Source organism: Mesorhizobium sp. CCNWLY176, from assembly GCF_037153935.1.
GTDB classification, from domain to species: Bacteria; Pseudomonadota; Alphaproteobacteria; order Rhizobiales; family Rhizobiaceae; genus Mesorhizobium_M; species Mesorhizobium_M zhangyense.
Window position 1 is genome coordinate 64,596 of the sequence record NZ_JBBBDZ010000014.1, and the last position, 23,039, is coordinate 87,634.

Here is a 23,039-nt window from a genome sequence, read left to right on the forward strand (position 1 = left end):
TGTGGTTGAACTGCTGTCTATGCTCCTAGGACGAATGAAGCTTCGTCAATCCGACACAGGTCTTCAATTTTTTCTTGGAATGGTAGCCGTCGGCATCTCAAATGTCGCCGACTGCCCGCCTCGGCTTCACCCACTGCACACCCTCAAGAATTGCGACCATGACTGAGATCGAACATCATCCGCAACGGCGCATCTGGGCCTTCCTGGGCTATGCGGCTCTCGTTATCGCCCTGCCCGTCGCCTTGATGGGACTGTTGCCGGCGAACGAATACAAGGCCTGGGGCGGAGACGGGATCGATTGCGACGGGCCGGGGCTGGTGTTCTTTTTCGCCGGGCTGGGACTGGTCTTGTACGGTGCCGGAGCGTTCGTGAATGGGCGGCACCTCAGGAAGCCGTTCAAACTCGTTGTTGCCTGCGCTTGTCTGTTGGTCTGCCTGGCGCTTGGCGTCAACCTCGTTGCCGCCGTGAAGGAGCAGCGCCTGAATGACGCTGTTCCCGAGATGTGCGGCTAGGGTGTCGCTGTAACACCCTCATCGTACGTTCCAGCCATAATGCGTTACCGGGTCGCCGGTTCGCGGATGCACAGCGTCGCGGAGAAAGATCAGGCCGGCTTTCTCGTAAAAGCGGCGAGCCCTGATGTTGGAGGATCGCGTGTACAAGGTGAAGCCCTCCGGCATTGCCATCTTGCAGTGGGCAAGAAGCGCCCGGCCGATGCCGCCGCCAATCGAACCGGGGCGAACGAAGAGTTCGGCGAGAACCGCTTCGCGCGGTTTGATCGCGGCAAAGCCAACCACCTCGTCGCCGCGAACGGCGAGCGTCACCACCCAGCCAGCGGCAAACTCCGGATCGACGCGCGCTCTCAGCTCATTCAAGGTCGGCATGGTCGGAGGGCCGACACCTTCCAGGCTCGCGCTGCTGTGCCAGATATCGGCAATCGCATCATGGTCGGCCTTGGCAGCTGGCCGGAGTTCATAGGTCGGATTGTTATCGTTCATGCCTTTTCTCTAACGGTCAGGACGCGCGCAAAGCAACGTCCGCAAACCAGCATCGAGGGCAAATTGGATGTGTTTGTGGAGACCTTGCGGCCGGAATGCGAAAAGTCGGGAATGACGCTCATTCGTTGCCCACAGGCGAGACCACCGCTTGCGCATTGTGAGGCCCCCAAACCCTTGAAAAGCTGTCAAAAAGCATCCAGTTTAGAATAATTCTAAACTATTGAATTCATTGGCCTTTGTATTGACCCCTCTCTATAAATAGACGAGTAGACGATCGGCCCGGCAATGGCGCCGTCGCCAGCAAACCCCTGGGGCCTTGAACCCCTCTGGTCAGGAGAGAGACAATGACAATTGGAAACGCCCGGTCGAAGATGGCCGGATACGCTGCTTTTGCCCTCGCCACCCTCTTTGCAGGCACCGCGCTGGCGGACGGCACGGTCAACATCTACACCTATCGCCAGCCCGAGCTGATCCAGCCGGTGCTCGACGCCTTCACCGCCGAGACCGGGATCAAGACCGAGGTTCTGTTCCTCGACAAGGGTCTTGAGGAACGCATCCTCGCCGAAGGCCAGAATTCGCCGGCCGACGTCATCATGACGGTCGATGTCGCCCGCCTCACCACCGCCAAGGAAAAGGGCGTAACGCAGGCGCTGGACGACGCCACAATCAACGCCAACCTGCCCGCCGAATATCGCGACCCGGAAGGCCACTGGTTCGGCCTGACCAAGCGCGCCCGCGTCGTCTATGCCTCGAAGGACCGCGTCAAGGACACGGCGATCACCTATGCCGATCTGGCCGACCCGAAGTGGAAAGGAAAAATCTGCATCCGTTCGGGCCAGCATGACTACAATCTGGCGCTGTTCGGCGCGGCGATTGCCCATTGGGGTCCGGAAAAGGCCGAAGAGTGGATGAAGGGCGTGAAGGCCAATCTGGCGCGCAAGCCGGAAGGCGGCGACCGTCCGCAGGCCAAGGCGATTGCTGCCGGCGAATGCGACATCGCCATCGGCAATACCTATTATGTCGGCCTGATGCGGACCAACGAAAAGGACCCGCAGGAGAAGGAATGGGGCAATGCCATCAACGTCATCTTCCCGACCTTCGAAAACGGCCTGACCCATGTGAACATTTCGGGCGCCGCTCTCGCCAAATACGCGCCGAACCACGACAACGGCGTCAAGCTCATCCAGTTCCTGTCGAGCCACAAGGCGCAGCAGGTCTATGCCGAGAAGAACTTCGAATATCCGGTCGAGCCGGGCCTTGAGCCGTCGCCGGTCGTCAAGGAATTCGGCGAGCTGAAGGCCGACACGCTGCCGCTGGCCGAGATCGCCAAGAACCGCAAGGCCGCTTCCGAAATGGTCGACCGCGTCGGCCTCGACGACGGCCCGGCAAGCTGAGGCCATGAATTGATCAAGGGAAAGCCGGGCAATCATGGCCCGGCTTTCCCGTTTTTGAACCGAGCGTGAATTGACCGCACTGCAACGCATCGAGGACGCGCCGGCCGTCGGGGCCAAACCCCCGCAGCCGCTGCGCGTCAAGCGCAACCGCCATGTGCCGGCGCATCTGCTGGCGCTTGCGGTATCGGCCTGCGTTCTCCTGCCGATACTGTCGCTCGCCTATGTCGCACTGAGCGGAACCGGCGAGGATTGGCCGCACCTGATTGCCAATGTGCTGCCGGGCTCCAGCGTCACCACGCTCTACCTGATGGCGCTGGTGGCGATACTGACCTCGATCGCCGGCGTCGCTGGCGCGTGGCTGGTCGTGGCCTACGAGTTTCCGTTGCGCAAGACGCTGTCATGGGCCCTTGTGCTGCCGCTGGCGGTGCCGCCCTATCTCGCCGCCTACGCCTTTGGCGAATTTTTTCACTATACCGGGCCGGTGCAGGGCCTGGTGCGGGACATTTTCGGCTTCCAGACCATCCGCGACTACTGGTTTCCCGACATCCGCTCGACGCCCGGGGCAGCCTTCGTGTTGTCTTCGGTGCTCTACCCCTATGTCTACCTTACCACGCGCATCATCTTCCTGATGCAGGGTCGCAACATCGCCGATGTCGCGCGCACGCTGGGTGCGAAACCATCAAAGGTCTTCTGGCGCGTGCTGCTGCCGGTGGCGCGGCCGGCGATCGTCGCAGGCGTGGCGCTGGTGTTGATGGAGACGATCAACGACATCGGTGCCGCCGAATATCTCGGCGTGCGCACGCTGACCTTCTCGGTCTATGCGACATGGCTGAATCGCGGCAGCCTTGAGGGCGGCGCGCAGATCGCGCTTTTGATGTTGCTGCTGGTCTTCCTGCTGCTCGCCGCCGAGCAATGGGCGCGGCGGCGCCAGCGCTTTCACACCGGCCGCGCCACGCATATGCGCGCGCGCCCTCCCCGCGTGCGGCTCACCGGCTGGCATGCCGTGCTGGCGCTGCTGGCGACCTGCCTGCCGGTGCTGTGCGGCTTCGGCATTCCTATGTTCGTCTTCGGTCAGTATGCGGCGCGGCGGCTGGAACAGTTCTCCTCGCCGGCCCTTGGGCAAGCCTTTCTGCACAGCGTCGCCACCGCTGCGGTCACGGCGTTCATCACCGTCGTGCTGGCGCTGTTTCTCATCAACGCGGTGCGGTTGGCACGCTCGCATATGATCACCGGCGCAGTGCGGCTGGCCTCGATCGGCTATGCCCTGCCCGGCGGCATTCTCGGGCTCGGGCTGCTGTTCGCACTGGCCCGTTTCGACAACTCGATCGACGCTTTTGCCCGCGAGCATTTCGGCTTCAGCACAGGGCTTCTGCTGACCGGTTCGGCGGCTGCCGTGGTGATCGCCTGCGCCATCCGCTTCCTGGCACTTGCCGAAAGCGCGATCCGCTCGGGCATGGAGAAGCTGCCGCCCAATCTCGACGAAGCGGCCCGCAGCCTCGGCCAGACGCCGGCGCGCAGTGCCGCGCGTGTGCTGCTGCCGCTGCTCAAGCCCGCGATCTTCACCGCCGCCGTTCTCGTCTTCGTCGACACGATCAAGGAACTGTCAGCGACGATCCTGCTGCGGCCCTTCGGCTTCAACACGCTGGCGACCTATGTTTACGAGAACGCCTCGCGCGGCGTGCCGGAAGATGGCGCGGTGGCAGCGATCCTCATCATCCTGACAGCGCTGGTGCCGGTGCTGCTTCTGTCCGGCGCGCTCGCCCGCGACCGTGAAGCGCAGATGTAGCGGTAGCGCCGGCCGCCAACTCCCTCTGCAGAAAAGAAAAAGGCGTTCCAAAGGGAACGCCTGAGTGTTGATTGCTGTCACAACGGGGACTTGAGCGAACTGGCTTTCCTCGGGAGGTGAGGAACGGGATTTCTCCCTCAAGTTACGAACGAATATCGCGGCCAATCCTTAACAAGTCCTTACCGGAATGCGATTCAGTTTACGAAAGTGTACCACTCATGAAATCTCGGTAAATTTCACGGTTATCTTTGGTTAACCATACCGCCGCCCGTCGCGTTCTGCCCGACAGGCGGCGGGGCTATTCAATCCCCGATCGGGTTGATGTCGTTCACGAACCGCAGGAGATCCGCGAAGGTGAATTTGCCCGGCACCGCCGACGGCAAGGTCGGCTTCCAGTTGGCCTCGCGCCAGAGATAGGACGTCTGGTCGCCATGCACGAGCCCGACGAAAACCTCCGAGACGATCGTTGCGCCGACCGGCCCGAGCCCCAGTCCGCCCTTCTTCACCTGGGCTTCCTTCAGGATGTAGTACCAAAGCGGCGTCGTCTTATCGAGACCCTGCTGCTTTGCCACCGCGCCATCCGTTCCCGACGCGATCTCGGCCGGTGTCAGCGGGTTCCTGATCCTCATATGCCGCGCGACATCCTGGCCGGAGGGAAGACCCAGCATCACGCCGCGCTTCAAATTGCGGAAGGCGAGATTGCCGCCGCCGCCCGGTAGAGTGTGGAGCGAGGACACGAGGAAAGGATCGATCCTGCGCGAGGCCGTCATGTTGACCGGCGCGCCGCCCATGTCGCCGAGTTCATGGAACCGACGCCAGTCGATGATCCAGTTGCTGGGCAGACGCGGGAACGCCGTATTGGGCGGCGGGGTCGGCGGCGTCGGGGCGAGATCGCCGACGATGCCGCCCGACAGGCCGGTGAAGGCGAAGAACAGGTTGAAGTCGGCCGCCGTGAACACCTTGTTGTGGGCGTAGCGCTGGCGCACCATGCTGTGACCAAGGCGATAGGCCGCCACCGAGAATTCCACCGGCATGAAGGGTACCCGCTTGAAGCGGTAGAACTTGCGGCCGTCGTGCAGGATCTTGGCGACGATGCCGGGTTCGGTGATGCGCTCGACGAAATCATGCAGCACGATCCACTGATAGTGCCATGTCACCAGCCTGCGGGCTTCCTGAAACACATCCGGCGGCGGGTTGGGGGCTGCCGAAAGCGTATCGCAAACCTTGTTGTGGAACTTCAGCAGAGCGAGATGGGTCTGGGCAACCAGCAGGTTCTCGTCATTGCGGTGATCGCCGATCAGCGCAAAGCCTTCCGGGCTGCGCGGCAGGTCGTTGCGGAACTCGCCCTCGCCCGAATTGAAGTTCTTGCCGATAAGGAACTTCGGGCCATGCTTTTCGCCAGCGACGGGATTGCGGGCGTAGAGTTGCGGGCTGCCGTCCGGGCCGAGGCCATAGAGGGAGTCGAGGTCGAGGCTCGGCGTGCGGAAATTCTCGATGCCGAGCGGGTCCTTCTCCTTCTCGCCGAGCGAGGTGAGGTCGAGCGTGATGTCATGATCGATAAACTGGCCGAAATAGGTGAAGCCGGCCGGCACATTCGGGTTGTTTCCATTGGGATCGCCGGGATTTGCGTCCAGCATCGCCTCAGCCAGCGCCTTCAACTTGGCATCGGAAACCTGCAATGGCGGCAGCCTGGGAAACATCCGGCCGAACATGCCCGGATCCTTGTTGCCGGTCAGCGTGTCGAGCATTTCCCTGTTCGGATGCCGGCCGGCCACGCCATGGCCGGGGGTGGTCTTGACCGCAGTGGCGGCCAGCTTGAGCGTGTTCAACAATTCCGTTGGAAGTCCGCCTGCCTTGGAGCTCTTGGGCAAGCTCTTTGTTTTCAGGGACATTGCCATCCTCCTGAATACATCGGCCAATATCGGGCCGACGCATGAGATAACCCCCACTACCCTCGCGAAATCCAACGATGAGACAAAGGACGGGCGTGCGTTGCCGTAACCGCAAGCGCCTATTATTAAAATACAATTTTATGGTATGCCGTCGCACCCTTCACGATGACATAATAATACTTAAGCAACTTCGTATTTTCAACCGAAGATGCTTTAATGAATATATCCGTATTCAAATCGATTCAGGTAAGATGCTATAAACAAAAGCGGAATCGAAACAGATGTACTTCTAATTTGGTATCGCCTTCCGACCGAGGAACCGCGCCGGCGTCTCAGTTCTGCAGCACCGGAATATCGCGATAGAGCTCCAGCGCTTCGGGATTGGCCAGCGCTTCCTTGTTCTTGACCTGCCGGCCATGAACGATGTCGCGCACGGCAAGCTCGGTGATCTTGCCGGATTTGGTGCGTGGGATGTCAGCGACAGCGACTATCCTTGCCGGCACATGGCGCGGGCTGGCGCCGGTGCGGATCTTGGTCTTGATGCGCTTGTCCAGCGCCTCGTCGAGTGTGACGCCCTCAGCCAGCCGCACGAACAGCACGACGCGCACATCGTCGTCCCAGGTCTGGCCGATGCACAGCGCCTCGAGGATTTCCGGCATCTGCTCGACCTGATTGTAGATCTCGGCTGTGCCGATGCGCACGCCGCCCGGATTGAGCGTCGCGTCGGAGCGGCCATGGATGACGATGCCGCCATGCGTCGTCCATTCGGCGAAATCGCCATGACACCAGATGTTGTCGAAGCGCTCGAAATAGGCGGCGCTGTATTTTGCGCCGTCCGGATCGTTCCAGAAGCCGATCGGCATGGCCGGGAAGGCGCGGGTGCAGACCAGTTCGCCTTTCTCGCCGCGGATCGGCTTGCCGTCGTCATCCCAGACATCAACGGCCATGCCGAGGCCTGCGCCCTGTATTTCGCCGGTCCAGACCGGCTCGGTCGGAACGCCGAGCACGAAGCAGGAGACGATGTCGGTGCCGCCGGAAATGGAGGCCAGATGCACGTCCTTCTTGATGCCGTCATAGACGAATGAAAAGCCTTCCGGCGACAGCGGCGAGCCGGTGGAGGACAGCGTGCGGACGGTCGACAGGTCATGCGTCCTGATCGGATGCAGATCGGCCTTGCGCACGGAATCGATGAATTTTGCGGAGGTGCCGAAATAGGTCATCTTCTCGGCGTCGGCGAAATCGAAGATCACATTGCCATCGGGATAGAAGGGCGAGCCGTCATAGAGCAGCAGCGTCGCGCCGGAAGCGAGGCCGGACACCAGCCAGTTCCACATCATCCAGCCGCAGGTGGTGAAATAGAAGAAGCGGTCGCCATCCTCGATGCCGGCATGAAGCCGCTGTTCCTTGACATGCTGGATCAGCGTGCCGCCGGCGGAATGGACGATGCATTTCGGAATGCCGGTCGTGCCCGACGAAAACAGGATGTAGAGCGGGTGGGCGAAGGGCAGCCGCTCAAAGCTCACCTTGCCTGCGGTGAAAGGCGCAAGTGCCGTATCCAGCGCCTCGGCCTTCTCGACGCCGGCGGCGACCTCTTTCGCCTTGCCGACATAGTCGACGACCAGCACCGTGCGGACGGTCGGAAGCTTTTCCGCCACCGTCGCGATCTTGGCGGCGACGTCGATTTCCTTGCCGTTGTAGAAATAGCCGTCGGGCGCGATGAAGACGACGGGCTCGATCTGGCCGAAGCGATCGAGCACGCCCTGTTCGCCGAAATCGGGCGAGCAGGAGGACCAGACAGCGCCCAGCGAGGCAGTCGCCAGCATGGCAGCAATGGTTTCGGGCATGTTGGGCATCATCGCGGCAACGCGGTCGCCCTGCTTGACGCCGAGCCTCACGAACAGCTGCTGCAGCTTTGACACCAGACCGTGAAGCTCGTCCCAGGAGAGCCGCCGCGAAACCTTGTCCTCGCCCTTGAAGACCATCGCCTCACTGGGCCCGGTCTTCTTCAGCAGGTTTTCCGCGAAATTGAGTTTTGCATCGGGAAAGAAGCTCGCGCCCGGCATGCGGTCGCCATCGGCCAGGATGCGGGCGCCCTTGTCGCCGACGATGCCGCAAAAGTCCCACACCAAATCCCAGAAGGCTTCGCGGTCATCGATCGACCAGGCATGCAGTTCGGCATAATCGGAGAATGCCCTGCCGGCGCGGCTCGAGGCTTGCGACATGAAAGTCGTGAGCGGGGCTGCGGCTATCCGGTCCTTCGAGGGTGTCCAGAGTGGCGTTTTCTCGGTCATACATGGTCCTCCCAGCGGCGGTTTCTTATGCATATTGCAGCGCAACAAGGCAAGGCGTCTGGCCCTGTCGCGGCGTCATCGTTCACAAAATGCCATAGCTCTGACACAAAGGGTTGAAATGCCGCGCATGTCCGCTAAACCGGACAACAAGGTAATCGGCACGGCGGCCGATCAACCACAAGCATGAATGAGGCACAATGCCGTCACCTCTGGTCAGGCGCAGCATCTGGGTGATTGGCGCGGCTGCGCTGATCGTCGGCCTGATCATCGCCATGCTCCCGCTTATCGCTTCGACGCGGCTGGTGCGCGATCGCATCGCCTACGAGATGAGTTCATGGAGCGGCTACCGAGTCACCATCGATTCGACGCCGGAGATAGAAGTCTGGCCGAGCTTTCGCGCCGTCCTGACCAATGTGGCGATGACCCAATGGGGAGAGCCCGACCACCCGCCGGTGATCGAAGCCGAGCGCATGGAAATCAAGCTTTCGGCGCTGGCAGCACTCGGCGGCAATGTTGTCTTTTCCTCCGCCAGCATGATCCGGCCGACGCTGCGCGTCGAGCGCACGGCCGACGGTCATTATCTGCCGGCCCTGCCGGCCGGCGGACGCATCGCCAGTTCGGTCAAGGCGACGCGGGAAGCCGTGGCGGCAAATGCCGGCCAGGCCGAACCGGGACGCGTCTCCTCCGATCCGTTCGGCATGGTCGAGGTCAGCGACGGCCGCGTGACCGTCTTTGCCGATGGCAAGGACCGCGAAATCCTGACCGGCGTTGCCGGCCGGGTGAGCTGGCCGACGCTCAACAGCACCGCAACGCTCAACGTTACCGGCATCTGGCGCGGCGAGTCGGTTGCGATCGAGGCGTCGTCAGCCAAGCCGCTGATGCTTTTTGCCGGCGGCGAAGCGCCCGTCACCGCCTCTCTCACCGCAAAGCCGGCCACCGCCTCCTTCGACGGCATAGTGAAGACGACCGAGAACCCCTTCGTCGACGGCGCGGTGAAATTTTCAGCACCTTCGCTGCGGCGCATGCTGGAATGGTCGCGTGCCGATGTCTCGCCGGGCAGCGCCATCGGCTCGCTCTCGGTGGCGGGGCGCATGAGCGGGGATGCACAGCGGCTCAAGCTGGACAACGCGGAGATCGGGCTGGACGGCAATCCGGGCATGGGCGTGCTGAATGCGTCCTTTGCCGATGGGATTCCTTCAATCGCCGGCACGCTGGCGTTCGAGACGCTGGACCTGCGTTCGTTCCTTGCCGCTTTCACGCCGCTGGCACCAGTAGCGGGTACGGCCGATGCGGTTCAAGCGGGGCCCTCCGAGATCGACACGACCTTCGCCAACCGCATGAACCTGGACCTGCGCCTGTCGGCCGGGCACGCGGTTGCCGGCTCGGTCACGCTGTCGGAGGTAGCCGCCAATGTGCAGGTGAAGAACGGGCTGGCTGCCTTCGATATTTCGGACGCCGCCGCCTTCGACGGCAATCTTCAGGCCGGCATCCGCTTCGACCGCAAGCCGGAGGGAACGCAGGTGGAAATGCGGCTTCTGGCCTCCGACATCGAGGGCGGCGCTTTCGGTGCGGCAACCGGCATGCCGCGGCTTTTTCCAATCGGGCGCGGCAACATTTCGCTGATCATGAAGGGTCCGGGGCGGACCTGGGGATCCATTCTCGACAACGCCGAAGGCACGATATCGGCGACCTTCGGCCCCGGTGCGCTTTCCGATTTCGATCTGGCAGGATTCCAGAAGCGCAGTGCCGAGGGTGGGTTCTTCGCACTCGGCGACGTCTCGAAAGGTACGCTGCCGATAGACGGCGCGGAGTTCAAGGCAAGCATCTCGCGCGGCGTCGTCAAGATCGACAAGGCGGAAGCAAAGAGCCCGCAGGGCAGGCTCTGGCTGACCGGCATCGTTCCCTATGTCGGACGGGGGCTGGCGCTTTCGGGCGGCATCGTGCCACCGGACCAGCCCGCGGCGCAGAACGGCGCAACACCACCGCAGGCGATGTTCTTCGTCGGCGGCTCGTGGAACGCGCCCTTCATTTCGCCGATACGCTCGACGCCGCCTGCCTTGGCAGGGCCGGCAGCACCGGTGCAGTGAGGCTTATTACCCGCGTTGAGCCGCCTGTTCGTCGCGCAGGCGCTGCACTTCGCGGCGCTTGTTGACCACCGAGGCCGCAATCACGCCGACCGCGACCACCGCGATCAGGATGGTACAGGCCGCATTGATTTCCGGCGTCACGCCCAAACGCACCTGGCTATAGATCTTCATCGGCAAGGTGGTCGCGCCCGGTCCGGAGGTGAAGCTTGCGATCACCAGATCGTCGAGCGACAGGGTGAAAGCCAGCATCCAGCCGGAGACGATCGCGGGCAGGATGACCGGCAGCGTGATCTGGAAGAAGGTTTTTACCGGTGGGGCGCCGAGATCCATCGCTGCTTCCTCCAGCGACCGGTCGAAGGTGAGCAGGCGCGACTGCACGACGACGGCGACGAAGCACATGGAGAAGGTGATGTGTGCCAGCGTTACCGTCAGGAAGCCGCGGTCGAGGCCGACCGCCACGAACAGCAGCAGCAGCGACAGGCCGGTGATGACTTCGGGCATGACCAGCGGCGCAAACACCATGCCCGAAAACAGCACCCGTCCGCGAAAGCGCGTGTAGCGCGTCAGGGTGAGTGCGGCGAGCGTGCCGAGCACGGTGGCGACGGTGGCAGAGATGACGCCGACGCGTGCGGTGACCCAGGCGGCGTCCATCAGGCCCTTGTTCTGGAACAGGGTGCCGTACCACTTGGTCGAGAACCCACCCCAGACGGTGACGAGCTTCGACTCGTTGAAGGAGAAGACCACGAGAAGCACGATCGGCAGATAGAGGAAGGCAAAGCCCAGCACGATCGAGGTGATGTTGAAACGGCTCCAGCTGCTGTTCATGTCACCTGCCCTGTTCCTGAGCGCGTGCCTGCGCATGCTGGAAGATCATGATCGGTATCACCAGAAGCAGAAGCAGAATGACGGCCACGGCCGACGACACCGGCCAGTCGCGATTGGCGAAGAACTCGTTCCACAGCGTCTTGCCGATCATCAGCGTCTGCGAGCCGCCGAGCAGATCGGGGATGACGAATTCGCCGACCGCCGGAATGAACACCAGCAGGCAGCCGGCGACGACACCGGGGATCGACAGCGGAAAAGTGATCTTCCAGAAGGCGCTGATCGGCGGGCAGCCGAGATCCTGCGCCGCCTCGATGAGCGAGAAGTCCATCTTCTCCAGCGCTGAATAGAGCGGCAGGATCATGAACGGCAAATAGGAATAGACGATGCCGATGAAGATCGCCGTGTGCGTGTTGAGGATGATCAACGGCTGGTCGATGATGCCGGTGGCGAGCAGGAACTGGTTGAGCAGGCCCTCGGGCTTCAGGATACCGATCCAGGCATAGACGCGGATCAGGAACGAAGTCCAGAACGGCAGGATGACCAGCATCAAGAGCGTCGGCCGCAGCGTTGCCGGCGCGCGCGCCATGCCATAGGCGATGGGGTAGCCGACCAGCAGCGTCAGGATGGTGGAGATGCCGGCGATGACGACGCTCGACACATAGGCGTTGAAGTAAAGCGCGTCCTCGGTCAGCCAGAGGTAATTGTCGATGCTGAGCTGCTTCAGCTGCGCCCAGAAACCACTCAAGCCCTCGCCAAAGCCCAGCACCGGAATGTAGGGCGGCATGGCGATGGCCGTCTGCGACAGCGAAATCTTGAAAACGATGATGAAGGGGACGAGGAAGAAGAACAGCAGCCAGAGATAGGGAACGATAATGACGAGGCGGCTGACGAAGGCGTTCAAGGCGCGGGCAAGCGGCGACCTGCCTGCGTATTCGGTGGCGCTCGATGCGGCTATGGCTGTGTCCGTCATGGCCGCACCTACCGTGTCAGAACCACGCCCGCATCGGGACGGAAGGAAATCCAGGCCCTGTCGTTCCAGCTCAACGGGTCTTCCGAGATGCGCACCGCGTTGAGCGAGCTTGCCTTGACGACCTGCCCGTCGGCGAGCCTGACGTGATAGACGGTCATGTCGCCGAGATAGGCGATATCGTAGATTTCACCTTCAGCGACATTGGCGTCCGCATCGGCCGGCTTCTTCGACGAAACCTTGATCTTCTCGGGCCGGATGGCGAAGACGACATCGCTTCCGGCCGAGGCATCGCCCGCATTCTCGGTCTTGATGGTCAGGCCGTTGCCACCCGAAATACGCGCGCTGCCGGCATCGCGGCTGGCGACCTTGCCCTCGAACATATTGACGTTGCCGACGAAGCCGGCGACGAAGCGCGATGCCGGCGCCTCGTAGACTTCCGTCGGCGTCGCCACCTGCATCACCTCGCCCTTGTCGAGAATGGCGATGCGGTCGGCCATGGTCATGGCCTCTTCCTGGTCGTGGGTCACCACGACGAAGGTCAGGCCGAGTTCCTGCTGCAGGTCCATCAGCTCGAACTGCGTTTCCTCGCGCAGCTTCTTGTCGAGCGCGCCGAGCGGCTCATCGAGCAGCAGCACCTTGGGGCGCTTGGCGACGGAGCGGGCGAGCGCCACGCGCTGGCGCTGGCCGCCGGAAAGCTGGTGCGGCTTGCGCTTGGCGAACTGCTCCAGCTTGACCAGCTTGAGCATGTCGGCAACGCGCTTTTCGATATCGGCTTTCGCCATGCCTTCCTGCTTCAGGCCGAAGGCGATGTTGTTCTCGACCGTCATATGCGGGAACAGCGCATAGGACTGGAACATCATGTTGACCGGCCGCCTGTAGGGCGGGATGCCGCGCAGATCCTGACCGTCGAGCAGGATGCGGCCCGACGTCGGCTCGTCGAAACCGGCCAGCATGCGCAGCAGCGTCGATTTTCCACAGCCGGACGCGCCGAGAAGCGCGAAGAACTCGCGCTCGAAAATGCTCAGCGACAGGTCGTTGACGGCAGTGAAATCGCCGAAGCGCTTGGTGACGTTTTCAAAGACGATGTAGGGCTTGGCGGCGGGATCGCTCCACGGCGCAAAGCTCCTGCGAATGCTTCCAAGCGATTTCATGTCCCTCTCCGTCCTGTACGGATTCCCACTCTAGATCGTTCCGGCCCCTTTGCGGGCGCTTGCGGATACGTTCCGAAAAGAGCCCCGCGAAGCTTTCCGCGGGGCTCTCTTTTCCAAGTTTTACTGGCCGGTGACGACCTTGGTCCAAAGACGCGTGATGTTGCGCTGTGACTTCGGATCGTAGGGCGAGACGGTGAACAGCTTGGCCAGCATCGCCTCGTCCGGGTAGATCGCCGGATCGCTGGTGATGTCCTTCTCGATGAACTCCTGCGAGGCCTTGTTGCCATTGGCGAAGTAGACGAAGTTCGTCGCCTTCGCGATCACTTCCGGCTTCATGATGTAATTGAGGAATTCATGCGCTTCCTCGACATGCTTGGCATCGGCCGGGATCGCCATCTGATCGAACCACATCTCCGCGCCTTCCTGCGGCACGACATAGGCGACTTCCACGCCCTGTTTGGCTTCGGCAGCGCGGTCGCGTGCCTGGAACACGTCGCCGGACCAGCCGACAGCGAGGCAGATGTCGCCATTGGCGAGTGCGTTGATGTATTCGGACGAATGGAACTTGCGGACGAAAGGCCGTACCTTCAGCAAGGTCTCCTCGACCTTGGCGAGATCGTCGGGATTGGTCGATTCCGTATCGAGGCCGAGATATTTGAGAACGGTCGGGACCATATCGGTCGGCGAATCGAGCATGTAGACGCCGCAATCCTTCAGCTTGGCGAGCTTCTCGGGATTGAAGACCGTTTCCCAGGTATCGACCTTGTCGGTGCCGAGCGCTTCCTCGACCTTCTTCTTGTTGTAGCCGATGCCGACCGTGCCCCACATGTAATTGATGGAGTATTCGTTGCCGGGATCGTATTTGGCGGTGCGCTCCGAAACCACGTCCCACATGTTGGAGAGGTTCGGCAGCTTGGACTTGTCGAGCTTCTGGAAGACGCCCGCCGTGATCTGGCGCGCAAGGAAGTTCGCGGTCGGCACCACGACATCGTAGCCGCTGCCGCCGGCGAGCAGCTTGGTTTCGAGGATTTCGTTGGAATCGAAGACGTCGTAGACGACCTTGATGCCGGTTTCCTTGGTGAAGTCGGCAATGATCGAATCATCGATGTAATCCGACCAGTTGTAGACATTGACGACGCGCTCCTGCGCGTTGGCCGAGAATGTCAAAACCGCTGCGAAAGTCGTCGTGGCGGTGAGCCAAAGCGCTTTGCGTATCATCTCAATCTCCTGTTTTTAGTGTTCCATTCCGGCTCCGGGGCCAAGCCTGGCCCGGGCGGTTTTTGGTTTAGCCTATTGGCGTTTTTGCAGTGCGACAAGCGCGAAATCGCGCCGGTAGTTCACAGATAGGTTGTGCGTTCCAGCTGCGTGATCTCGGCCCAGAAGGCCAGGATTTCGGCACGCTTGAGGTCCTGGTAGACCTTGGCCATCAACGGCCCGAGCGCCCTGTCGACGAAAGCGCTCTTGGCCATCAGCTGCAGCGCATCGTCCATGTCGTCGGGCAGGAAAAGCCCGCCATCGTCATAGGCGTTGCCCTGAACGGGCGGCGGCGGCACTTCCTTGTTCTCGATGCCTTCGACCATGCCCTGCAACAGCGTCGCCATGACGAGATAGGGGTTGGCATCGGCGCCGGCGATGCGATGCTCGAGCCGCGTGTTCTCTTCCGAGGAAACCGGAATGCGCAGGGCGACCGAGCGGTTGTTTTCGCCCCAGACAGCGCGGGTCGGCGCGTAGGAACCCGGCGTGATGCGCCTGAAACCGTTCCAGGTGTTGATGAACAGGAGCAGCGATTCCGGCATGGTCCTCAAGAGACCTGCTACGGCCGATTCGAGCGTCTTGCGACCCGCAACACCGCCGAAGATGTTGCGGCCATCGGCGTCGAGCATCGAAGCGTGGACGTGCATGCCGTTGCCGGCATATTCGAGGAAAGGCTTGGCCATGAAGGTGGCCGTCAGCCCATGGGCGCGGGCGGAGCCGATGACGATGCGCTGGAGCATGATGACATCGTCGGCGGCACGAAGCGGATCGCCCCGGTGCTTGAGATTGACCTCGAACTGGCCGGGGGCGGCTTCCTTGATGATGGTGTCGATCGGCAGGTTCTGATCGTCGGCGGCGTCGCGGATCATGTCGAACAGGTCGGCATGTTCGGCGAGATCGTCGAGGCCATACATGCGCAACCGGTCCGGGCCGGCGGTGGCGCCGACGGGGGCCGGCATGCCGTCGTCCCATTCGACCTCAGGATCGAGGAGATAGAATTCCAGCTCGAAGGCGACGACCGGGAAGAAGCCCTTGGCGTTGACCTCGGCCACCTTGCGCTTCAGCACCTGGCGGGAATCGGCCATGAAAGGTTCGCCTTCTGGCGAGAACGTCTGGAGCAGCACCTGTGCGGTCTTGCGCTTGGCCCACGGCACGATCGACAGCGAGCCGCGCGTGGCGCGGCAGTAGCCGTCCTTGTCGCCGGTTTCGATATGCAGGCCGGTCTCGCTGACCTCGCGGCCCCAGACGTCGAGGCCGTGCAGCGACATCGGGAAATTGACGCCGTCCTGGAAGGCTTTCTTGAGCGCGTCGCCGGGCGCCCACTTGCCGCGCATCATCCCGTTGGGATCGACCAGCAGAAATTCGACTGCTTCGATGTCGGGATGCTTTTCGACGAAGGCGCGATATTCAGCTTCGTGCTCAGGTGAAATGAATGAGGACTTCTGGCCGGAAGAGGCTGGAACCGGGGGAATTTCAGGGGAAGGAATTTCGGGCGGGCGTTTTTTCCCGGCGGTGCCGCTTGAGGGAAAAGAAGAGCCGCCTGTGGAAGAAGGTTTGGTTCCGGTTTCTATGCTTCCGGTTATTTCACGCAAGATATACCTGTTTACTGGTTGAAGATCACATAACCTGCCTGCTCTGTAACAGTTATGTCAATGGGGAGACGGCATGCCTGTGACGCCCGGTCTCACCGGACGCGACTGGCGCCGGAATTCCAGCCCGATGTGAACCAGCAATGCCGTGAACACGACCGCACCGCCGACGATGGTGCGGGCTGACGGTACTTCGCCGTGGATGAGCCATACCCAGATCGGTCCGAGGATCGGCTCAAAACAGCCGAGAAGGGCTGCGATGGCAGCCGGAACCAGCCGCGCGCCGGTGGCGAAGAAGGCGAGGCCGAGGCCGAGATTGAGCGCGCCGAAAGCAAACAGGAAACCCATGTCGCGGGGCGACACGACAAAGGCGTCGACCTGTGTGGCGGCGAATATGCCGGCGAGAATCGTACCCAGGCACGTTGCCGGCGTCATGCGCACATGGGCGAAGCGGCGGGTGATGACGGTGGCTATCGAAAACACCATGGCAATCAGCAGCGCGAGACCGTCGCCGATGGGCGACACCTGCCCGTTGAAGGATTCCGAGACCATGATGGCGACACCGCAGATCACGGCGGCAATGGCTATCCAGGTCGGCCCGCTGACACGTTCGCGGAACACCAGCCAGCCGATCAGCGCCGCAAACAACGGAACACCGGCCTGCATCAGAAGGATGTTGGCAACCGTGGTGTAGGCGAGCGCGACGACGAAAGAGGTCGAGGCCACCGCAAAACAGAGCGCCACCGCAAGGCCGGGCAGGCCCATGCTGCGGAACAGCTTCAGCGTGCCGCGCAGGCCATCGCGCCAGGCCATGAAGCCGAGCAGGAAAACGGCGGCCCAGAACGAGCGCCAGAACACGACCGTCCAGCTATCGTCAACCTCGATGAAGCGGGCGATCGCGCCACCAAAGCTCCACATCAGCGCCGACAGGAACACCAGCAGCATCCCGATGCGCTCCTCGCGCCGAGAGATGTGGGAGCCTGCGTGTGAAACGGCGGTTTCTGTCATGGCTCGACTATCGATGTTTCGAAAAGGCCGCGCATGTCGCCAAGCGACAAACACGTTCGGAATCCGATAGTCGAAAGATGTTTTTTGCGGGTGGTCCAGTCCGGGCTTGTGGTTGTGGCACCCGGTCGCTCAGCAGGCGTTGTCGCGCCTTTCGCGGCGGCTGCGAAACAGGCCGGACCACAGCCTGCGCAGGATGCTTCTGGAGGGAACGTCCTGCGCTTCGCCATTATACGAGCGCTGGCGGTCGCGGGATTTTCGGCTCAGTTCGTATTGTATCATTGTCCAGACGTGAAGCGGCTCCATCGCCATATCCTTTCCCTTGAAGTTCATAATCGAAAGATATCGGGCGATTTCGGATGTATCTCCGGCGTATTTCGCGCTATCTTTTTCAATTATGAAAAATCTCGACTGGAACGACCTGAAGGCCTTCATCCATGTCGCGCGCAGCGGCGGGCTTTCGGCGGCAGCCGAGGAACTGCGCTCCAGCCCGGCCACGATCGGCCGCAAGATGCTGTCGCTGGAACAGGCGCTCGCGCGGCGGCTCTTCATCCGCCGCCAGACCGGCTATGAACTCACCGAAGACGGCCGTGCGCTGCTTGCCAAGGCGCAGGCGATGGAGGCGAGCGCCCGGCCCATCGAGGACTGGCTTTCGGCCGACATGCGACGCCCGGTGGTGCGGATATCGGCCGGCACCTGGATCGCCAATCTGCTGTCGGCCAATTTCTCGCGGCTATGGACGCCCGACGACCCTTTCCACATCGGCTTCAAGACGGCGGAAGCGCGGCTCGACATCGCCCATCGCGAGGTCGAGATCGGCGTTCGCAATCGTCCGGCCGAGGGCATGAACCTGGCTTCGCGGCCGGCGGGCGAAGTCGCCTATGCGCCTTTCCGGGCACGCAACCAGCCTATGCAGGGACCAGAAAACTGGGTGGCGATCGCGCCCGACGACGCCGCCACGCCGTCGGCCCGCTGGACGAATGCGCAACCGAACCTGTCGATTGCCGCGTGGGCAAACACGCCACGCACGCTCTACGATCTCATCAGTGCCGGCGTCGGCACCGGCGTGTTGCCGTGCTTTGCCGGCGACCGCGACCCGCTGCTAGAGCGCGCCGGCGAGCCGATTGCCGAACTGCATCACAGGCAATGGATCGTCATGCATGACGACGACCGCCACCGCCCGGAGGTGCGAAAGGTCATAGAGCGCATGGCCGCGCTTATCGCTGCGCATGCGCCGCTGTTTGCCGGGGAAAGGCCCTTGGGAGGCGACTGAACGCCGGCGCAAACCCGCTGCGTTTCCAAAAAACACGGCGGTGCTTTTTAATGCTTGACCTCAACTATACCTGAGGTTTTATAGGGGTGCTCCTGAACTTTCATTGAACGGAGTGCCTACCCAAAATGCCCCAGAAAACAAAGCTCGGCCTGATCTATGGCAGCGCCCGAGAAGGCCGCTTTTGCGACACCATGGTCAATTGGGCGGCAACCGAGATTCTCAGTGACGGGCGGTTTGCCGCAAGCCATATCGACCCGCGAGATATGGAGACGAATAGCGCCGAGATCGGCCGCAACCTCGACGAGGCGGACGCCTTCGTCATCGTCACGCCCGAATACAATCACGGCTACACCGGCGCGCTGAAATCGCTGATCGACGCTTACAACCAGCAATGGCAGATCAAGCCGGTCGCCTTCGTCTCCTATGGCGGCGTTTCAGGCGGGCTGCGGGCCGTCGAGCAGCTTCGGCTGATATTCGCCGAACTTCATGCCGTCGGCATCCGCGATACGGTAAGCTTCGCCAACCCCTGGAATAGATTCGACAGCGCCGGGTCGCTGATCGAGCCGAAGGACGCAGAGCAGGCGATGAAAACGCTGCTCGCCCGCCTTCACTGGTGGGCCGTGGCCCTGCGCGACGCCCGTGCCAGCTCGTCTTATTTCGAGGTGGCAGCATGAATGCGCAACTTCGCCCGATCGACACGGCACCAGGCCGTCACCTGCATCGCGGACGCAACATCACGCTGCTGCTGGCGGCGATGCTGACCATCATGTCGGGCGCCACGATCGCGCCTTCCCTGCCGGCCATCGAAGCGCATTTCGCCGGCAGCGACAATGTCGAGATCCTGACCCGGCTGGTGCTGACGCTGCCGGCGCTCTTCATCGTCATCTGCGCGCCCTTCGCCGGCGGCCTTGCCGACCGCTTCGGCCGCCGGCCTTTGTTGATGGCTGGCGCCCTGCTCTACGGCATCGGCGGCATGTCGGGCCTGCTGGCGGATTCGCTTGTCGGCCTGCTGATCGGCCGCGCCGCACTCGGCATTGCCGTGGCGGGGGTGATGACGACGGTGACCGCGTTGGTCGGCGACTATTTCACCGGACCGGCGCGCGACCGCTTCATGGGGTTGCAGGCGGCTTTCGTCGGCATCGGCGGGCTGGTTTTCCTGACCGGCGGCGGCCTGCTGGCCGAACTGCACTGGCGCGCGCCCTTTGCCGTCTATGGCCTTTCGCTCCTGCTGATCCCGGCCATGTTGGCCTTCATCAAAGAGCCCAATCTTGCCCGCGGCACGACCGTGCTCGCCGGAGCCGTGGGCACGACGGCATGGCTTGCCATTGCCGCGGTGTACTTCGCTTCCGTTCTCAACAGCGTCGCCTACTACCTGATACCGACGCAACTTCCCTTCTATCTCAATGCCATGGGGATCGGTTCGCCGACGCTGGCGGGGTTCGCCATCGGGCTGGGCAACGTTGTCAGCGCTGGCGTCTCGCTGTTCTACGCCCCCTTGCGCGCAAGACTGGGCGTGACGGGCGTCTTCGGCCTCGCCTTCGGCCTGATGGCGACCGGCTATGCGCTGCTCGGATTGGCGGGCTCGCTGCCGGCGGTGCTGACAGCGGCCAGCGTGGTCGGGCTCGGCCTGGGCATGATGATGCCGAACATCGCTGCCGCTGCCATGACCGCAGCCGCACCGGAGATGAGAGGACGTGTCGCCGGCGGCATGACGGCCAGCGTCTTTGCCGGTCATTTCATCTCGCCCTTCGTCAGCCAGCCGATGATCGCGGCATTCGGCTTCGGGCAGACCTATCTCTATGCTGGCGCTGCAGTCGGTGCCGTCGCGATCATCGCTGCCGGCACGGCTGTATTTCGGGCTGCACGCGTACCGGCGGCGGTTTCCCGCTGACAAAGGAAGACCACGTCGCCACGCGCTTATCGGACGCGTGGCGACGATGATGAACGCTTATGCGCCGTTGCGCGAGAACTTGCTGCGAACGAACCGCCAAAGCCCGATCAATGGCAGGAGCAAGACAAAGCCGAACTTCTTGAGTGCAACCAGCGCCACAGCCAGGAGCCCAGTCTTGATCGCAGCTTTGCCCGCGATCAACCCGCCGATGCCAATCGTGGCGGCGCTGTCGACGCCCGGCAGATAATCAGCATATCGCTTGCCTTCGGCGAAGCTCGCAAGGTTCAGCACCTCACCGAGGCTCTGCTTGATTTCGGGCAGTTGATCCATTGTCGCGATGTAGCTCATGACAAAGACGCCCTCGCGGCCGAGGAAACGCACATCGTAATTGAGCGTCCGCGAGGTCGCCTCGCCGAACTGAAGCTCCTTGGCCCAATGAAGCCGCTTGTTGACGGTGTCATAGGTGGGCGGCGAAGCCCATCCCACAAGCGTTACCGGCGAGAACCCTTCCTTGACGCGCTCCTCGTTGCGCGCGTTCGTGTCCGACTGCATCGTGCTAAGCAAATCGCTGTAGTCGATGGTGGCCGCATCCAGATCATCGACATAGCCGATCTTTTCGTGACGCAGTTCGATACCCCAGGTGCCGTCGGCCAGAGGGTCGTAATCTTTGGGGAAGATCATCCCCAGCGTTTCGACGGTGGTGTCGGCCGGATTGCCCCAGCCTTCGGTCAAAACCTGCACGGCGTCGTCGTGGTCGAGGAAATAGAACTTGTCCTTGAGTTCCAGGTGAACGCCATCGGCGAGATCGATGGCACCGGTTTTCGGCTCGATCTTGTCGAGAAATTCTTTTCCCGTATCTCCGTAGTCCTGATAGGACTTGAAGAATTCCGCCGATGTTTCCGCCAAAGCCGACCCGGCTGACAACATGAGTGTCAAGCCCAGCAACAAAGCCGTTTTCCTCAAAGCATGCCCCCGAAAGTCATCGCAACCGGCATCTCAATGCGGTTGCCGCCCCATCAAATGCTGCGCGGAATGATAGCCTGACAACCCAGCATTGCAAGCTGTTGCACGCTCGCGCATCGGCTATCCACTACTGAAAATCGAAGGCGCTCAACCCCGTCACCATCTCGTCCAGTCCGAGCGGGCGGGTGACGGGGGGCTCGGCGCGGGACAGGCAGCCGGTGCGCTCGCAGAGCCGGCAGGCGGGGCCGACCGGGGTTGCGGGAACCTGGCCGGGCTTCGCGCCGGTGGCTCCGGGCAATGCTGCTCCGTAGACGATCTCGTCCTTGAAGGCGATGTCGCAGCCGATTAGCAGGGCGGTGCGGCGCGGGCGCTCGTTGAAGGCGCCTTGCGGTCCTTCCAGCGTGCGGGCAACGCAGAGGAACTCGGCACCGTCCGGCATTTCCACCGCCTCGACAAAAATCTGCCCCGGCTGGGTGAAGGCTGCATGCACCGGCAGCTTCGGGCAGCCGCCGCCGAAGCGGCTTTGCGGAAAGCCTTGCGCGCCAGCCTTGCGGAAGCGGTTGCCGGCATTGTCGACCTCGAGCATGAAGAACGGCACCGCCGAGGCGCCCTGCCTTTGCAGCATGGTCAGCCGGTTTGCCGCCTGCTCGAAGGAGACGCCGAAGCGCGAGCGCAAGACATCGACATCGTAGCGTGAGCGCTGCGCTGCCGACTGGAACGCCTGATAGGGCATCATCAGCGCATGCGCCGCATAGCGGCCAAGCTCGAATCGTGCGAGCCGCCGGGCCTCGTCGGATGAAAGCTTCAGGGCTTGTATTTCGGCGGCGACCGCCACCGACATGCGGATGAGGCAGGCTTCCATCGCCACCTCGCGCAGCTGATCGAAGGGCGAAAGGCGCTCGGAAATGAACAGGCGCTGCGAATGACGGTCATAGCGGCGACGCCAGTTGGGCATGGTGGCGACCGGCAGCACTTTCACAACGATGCCATACTCGCGCCTGAGCCATGCCTTCAGCGCGCCGAATAGATCATCACCCGGGTCGAGCACGGAGGTGAACGCTTCCGCTTCTTCTTCGATCGACGCAAAATGGTTGGGCCGACGCTCGAAAACCTCGTGCACCTCATCGATGGGCAGCCGCGCGCCGGACAGAGCGGTCGCCCTGCCCTCACGCGCCAGAAGCTCGGAAAGATCGGACAGGCGCTCGGCCTGCTCCCGATAGGCGCGGAACAGTTTTATTACTGCCGCCGCCGCGTTCGGTGCGCCTTCGGCGATCTCGACGAGTTCCTGGTCGCCCGGCAGTTCGCCGGCCAGCAGCGGGTCGGAAAACACCTCCTTGAGTGACGCGATCGAGCCCCTGGCCTCGCCCTGAAGCTCCTCCGGCTCGACCTTGTAAACGGAAGATAGCTTCAGGATGAGCTGCACCGTCAGCGGGCGCTGGTTGCGCTCGATCAGGTTGAGATAGGACGGCGAGATGCCGAGCCCTTCGGCCATCGCCGTCTGGGTCAGGCCCTTGGCGTTGCGGATGCGGCGGATGCGCGGCCCGGCGAAGATTTTTTGCTCGGCCATCAGTCTCGACCTTCAATACACCGGAAGACGCCGTCATCCCGGACGAGCGACGCAAAGCGGCGGGATACCCGGGACCCATTCCGGTCTGCTGGTTGTCGTCGCGGAA

Annotated in this window: 20 protein-coding genes; 8 read left to right on the forward strand and 12 right to left on the reverse strand. The window is 62.4% G+C overall.

The annotated features are described in order from the left end of the window. The first annotated feature begins 158 nt into the window (after positions 1-158). Entirely contained in the window at positions 159-512 is a 354-nt protein-coding gene (locus WBQ96_RS21310; RefSeq protein ID WP_336554071.1) for a hypothetical protein, read from the forward strand. Positions 513-530: 18 nt separating this feature from the next. On the opposite strand, the gene WBQ96_RS21315 is transcribed toward WBQ96_RS21310, so the two are convergent. Further along, positions 531-995 (reverse strand): GNAT family N-acetyltransferase, encoded by a 465-nt coding sequence (locus WBQ96_RS21315; protein WP_336554073.1) that lies wholly within the window; start codon positions 993-995, stop codon positions 531-533. A gap of 344 nt (positions 996-1,339) precedes the next feature. Here WBQ96_RS21315 and WBQ96_RS21320 point away from each other — a divergent pair, with 344 nt between their 5' ends. After that, positions 1,340-2,389 (forward strand): Fe(3+) ABC transporter substrate-binding protein, encoded by a 1,050-nt coding sequence (locus WBQ96_RS21320; protein WP_165114895.1) that lies wholly within the window; start codon positions 1,340-1,342, stop codon positions 2,387-2,389. Positions 2,390-2,696: 307 nt separating this feature from the next. Next, positions 2,697-4,175: an ABC transporter permease gene (locus WBQ96_RS21325; protein WP_442920877.1), complete on the forward strand. Its 1,479-nt coding sequence runs from the start codon at positions 2,697-2,699 to the stop codon at positions 4,173-4,175. Positions 4,176-4,477: 302 nt separating this feature from the next. On the opposite strand, the gene WBQ96_RS21330 is transcribed toward WBQ96_RS21325, so the two are convergent. Together WBQ96_RS21330 and WBQ96_RS21335 are read right to left on the reverse strand one after the other, a co-directional pair. Further along, complete coding sequence (locus WBQ96_RS21330) at positions 4,478-6,067, reverse strand: peroxidase family protein (protein ID WP_336554076.1); 1,590 nt, start codon at positions 6,065-6,067, stop codon at positions 4,478-4,480. A gap of 332 nt (positions 6,068-6,399) precedes the next feature. After that, a complete protein-coding gene (locus WBQ96_RS21335) occupies positions 6,400-8,358 on the reverse strand; it encodes an acetoacetate--CoA ligase (RefSeq protein ID WP_336554078.1) in 1,959 nt (652 codons plus the stop codon). A 197-nt stretch (positions 8,359-8,555) separates the two neighbouring features. On the opposite strand from WBQ96_RS21335, the gene WBQ96_RS21340 reads away from it, so the two are divergent. Beyond that, on the forward strand, positions 8,556-10,445 hold the full coding sequence (locus WBQ96_RS21340; RefSeq protein WP_336554080.1) for an AsmA family protein: 1,890 nt from the start codon (positions 8,556-8,558) through the stop codon (positions 10,443-10,445). Between the two features lie 6 nt (positions 10,446-10,451). On the opposite strand, the gene WBQ96_RS21345 is transcribed toward WBQ96_RS21340, so the two are convergent. The 5 genes from WBQ96_RS21345 to WBQ96_RS21365 form a co-directional block, all read right to left on the reverse strand. Then, positions 10,452-11,270, reverse strand: a complete 819-nt coding sequence (locus tag WBQ96_RS21345; RefSeq protein ID WP_165114887.1) for an ABC transporter permease subunit — start codon at positions 11,268-11,270, stop codon at positions 10,452-10,454. Position 11,271: 1 nt separating this feature from the next. Further along, on the reverse strand, positions 11,272-12,240 hold the full coding sequence (locus tag WBQ96_RS21350; RefSeq protein WP_336554082.1) for an ABC transporter permease subunit: 969 nt from the start codon (positions 12,238-12,240) through the stop codon (positions 11,272-11,274). 8 nt (positions 12,241-12,248) lie between these two features. Continuing rightward, positions 12,249-13,391, reverse strand: a complete 1,143-nt coding sequence (locus tag WBQ96_RS21355) for an ABC transporter ATP-binding protein (protein ID WP_336554084.1) — start codon at positions 13,389-13,391, stop codon at positions 12,249-12,251. 120 nt (positions 13,392-13,511) lie between these two features. Beyond that, positions 13,512-14,609, reverse strand: coding sequence for a polyamine ABC transporter substrate-binding protein (locus WBQ96_RS21360; RefSeq protein ID WP_091914321.1), 1,098 nt, complete (start codon positions 14,607-14,609; stop codon positions 13,512-13,514). A gap of 119 nt (positions 14,610-14,728) precedes the next feature. After that, positions 14,729-15,982, reverse strand: a complete 1,254-nt coding sequence (locus WBQ96_RS21365; RefSeq protein ID WP_246245647.1) for a glutamine synthetase family protein — start codon at positions 15,980-15,982, stop codon at positions 14,729-14,731. 91 nt (positions 15,983-16,073) lie between these two features. Between WBQ96_RS21365 and WBQ96_RS21370 the strand changes: the two genes are divergently transcribed. Beyond that, positions 16,074-16,259, forward strand: coding sequence for a hypothetical protein (locus WBQ96_RS21370; RefSeq protein WP_337035921.1), 186 nt, complete (start codon positions 16,074-16,076; stop codon positions 16,257-16,259). Positions 16,260-16,294: 35 nt separating this feature from the next. Here WBQ96_RS21370 and WBQ96_RS21375 read toward each other — a convergent pair whose 3' ends face one another. Both WBQ96_RS21375 and WBQ96_RS21380 read right to left on the reverse strand, forming a co-directional pair. Next, the gene (locus WBQ96_RS21375) at positions 16,295-17,242 is read right to left on the reverse strand and encodes a DMT family transporter (RefSeq protein ID WP_336554091.1); all 948 of its coding nucleotides are present in this window, start codon (positions 17,240-17,242) and stop codon (positions 16,295-16,297) included. 129 nt (positions 17,243-17,371) lie between these two features. Continuing rightward, positions 17,372-17,551, reverse strand: coding sequence for a hypothetical protein (locus tag WBQ96_RS21380; protein ID WP_337035922.1), 180 nt, complete (start codon positions 17,549-17,551; stop codon positions 17,372-17,374). An 85-nt stretch (positions 17,552-17,636) separates the two neighbouring features. Between WBQ96_RS21380 and WBQ96_RS21385 the strand changes: the two genes are divergently transcribed. The 3 genes from WBQ96_RS21385 (at position 17,637) to WBQ96_RS21395 (ending at position 20,403) form a co-directional block, all read left to right on the forward strand. Next, a complete protein-coding gene (locus WBQ96_RS21385) occupies positions 17,637-18,512 on the forward strand; it encodes a LysR family transcriptional regulator (protein ID WP_336554094.1) in 876 nt (291 codons plus the stop codon). A 125-nt stretch (positions 18,513-18,637) separates the two neighbouring features. Next, a complete protein-coding gene (locus WBQ96_RS21390; protein ID WP_336554096.1) occupies positions 18,638-19,186 on the forward strand; it encodes an NADPH-dependent FMN reductase in 549 nt (182 codons plus the stop codon). Next, entirely contained in the window at positions 19,183-20,403 is a 1,221-nt protein-coding gene (locus WBQ96_RS21395) for an MFS transporter (protein ID WP_336554098.1), read from the forward strand. Before WBQ96_RS21390 ends, WBQ96_RS21395 begins: the two co-directional genes overlap by 4 nt. Before the next feature lie 57 nt (positions 20,404-20,460). Here WBQ96_RS21395 and WBQ96_RS21400 read toward each other — a convergent pair whose 3' ends face one another. Then, positions 20,461-21,348 carry a DUF2167 domain-containing protein gene (locus tag WBQ96_RS21400; protein WP_165114869.1) on the reverse strand — a complete coding sequence of 296 codons (888 nt, stop codon included), beginning with the start codon at positions 21,346-21,348 and terminating at the stop codon, positions 20,461-20,463. A 145-nt stretch (positions 21,349-21,493) separates the two neighbouring features. Next, positions 21,494-22,933, reverse strand: a complete 1,440-nt coding sequence (locus WBQ96_RS21405) for a helix-turn-helix domain-containing protein (RefSeq protein ID WP_336554101.1) — start codon at positions 22,931-22,933, stop codon at positions 21,494-21,496. Positions 22,934-23,039: the final 106 nt, after the last annotated feature.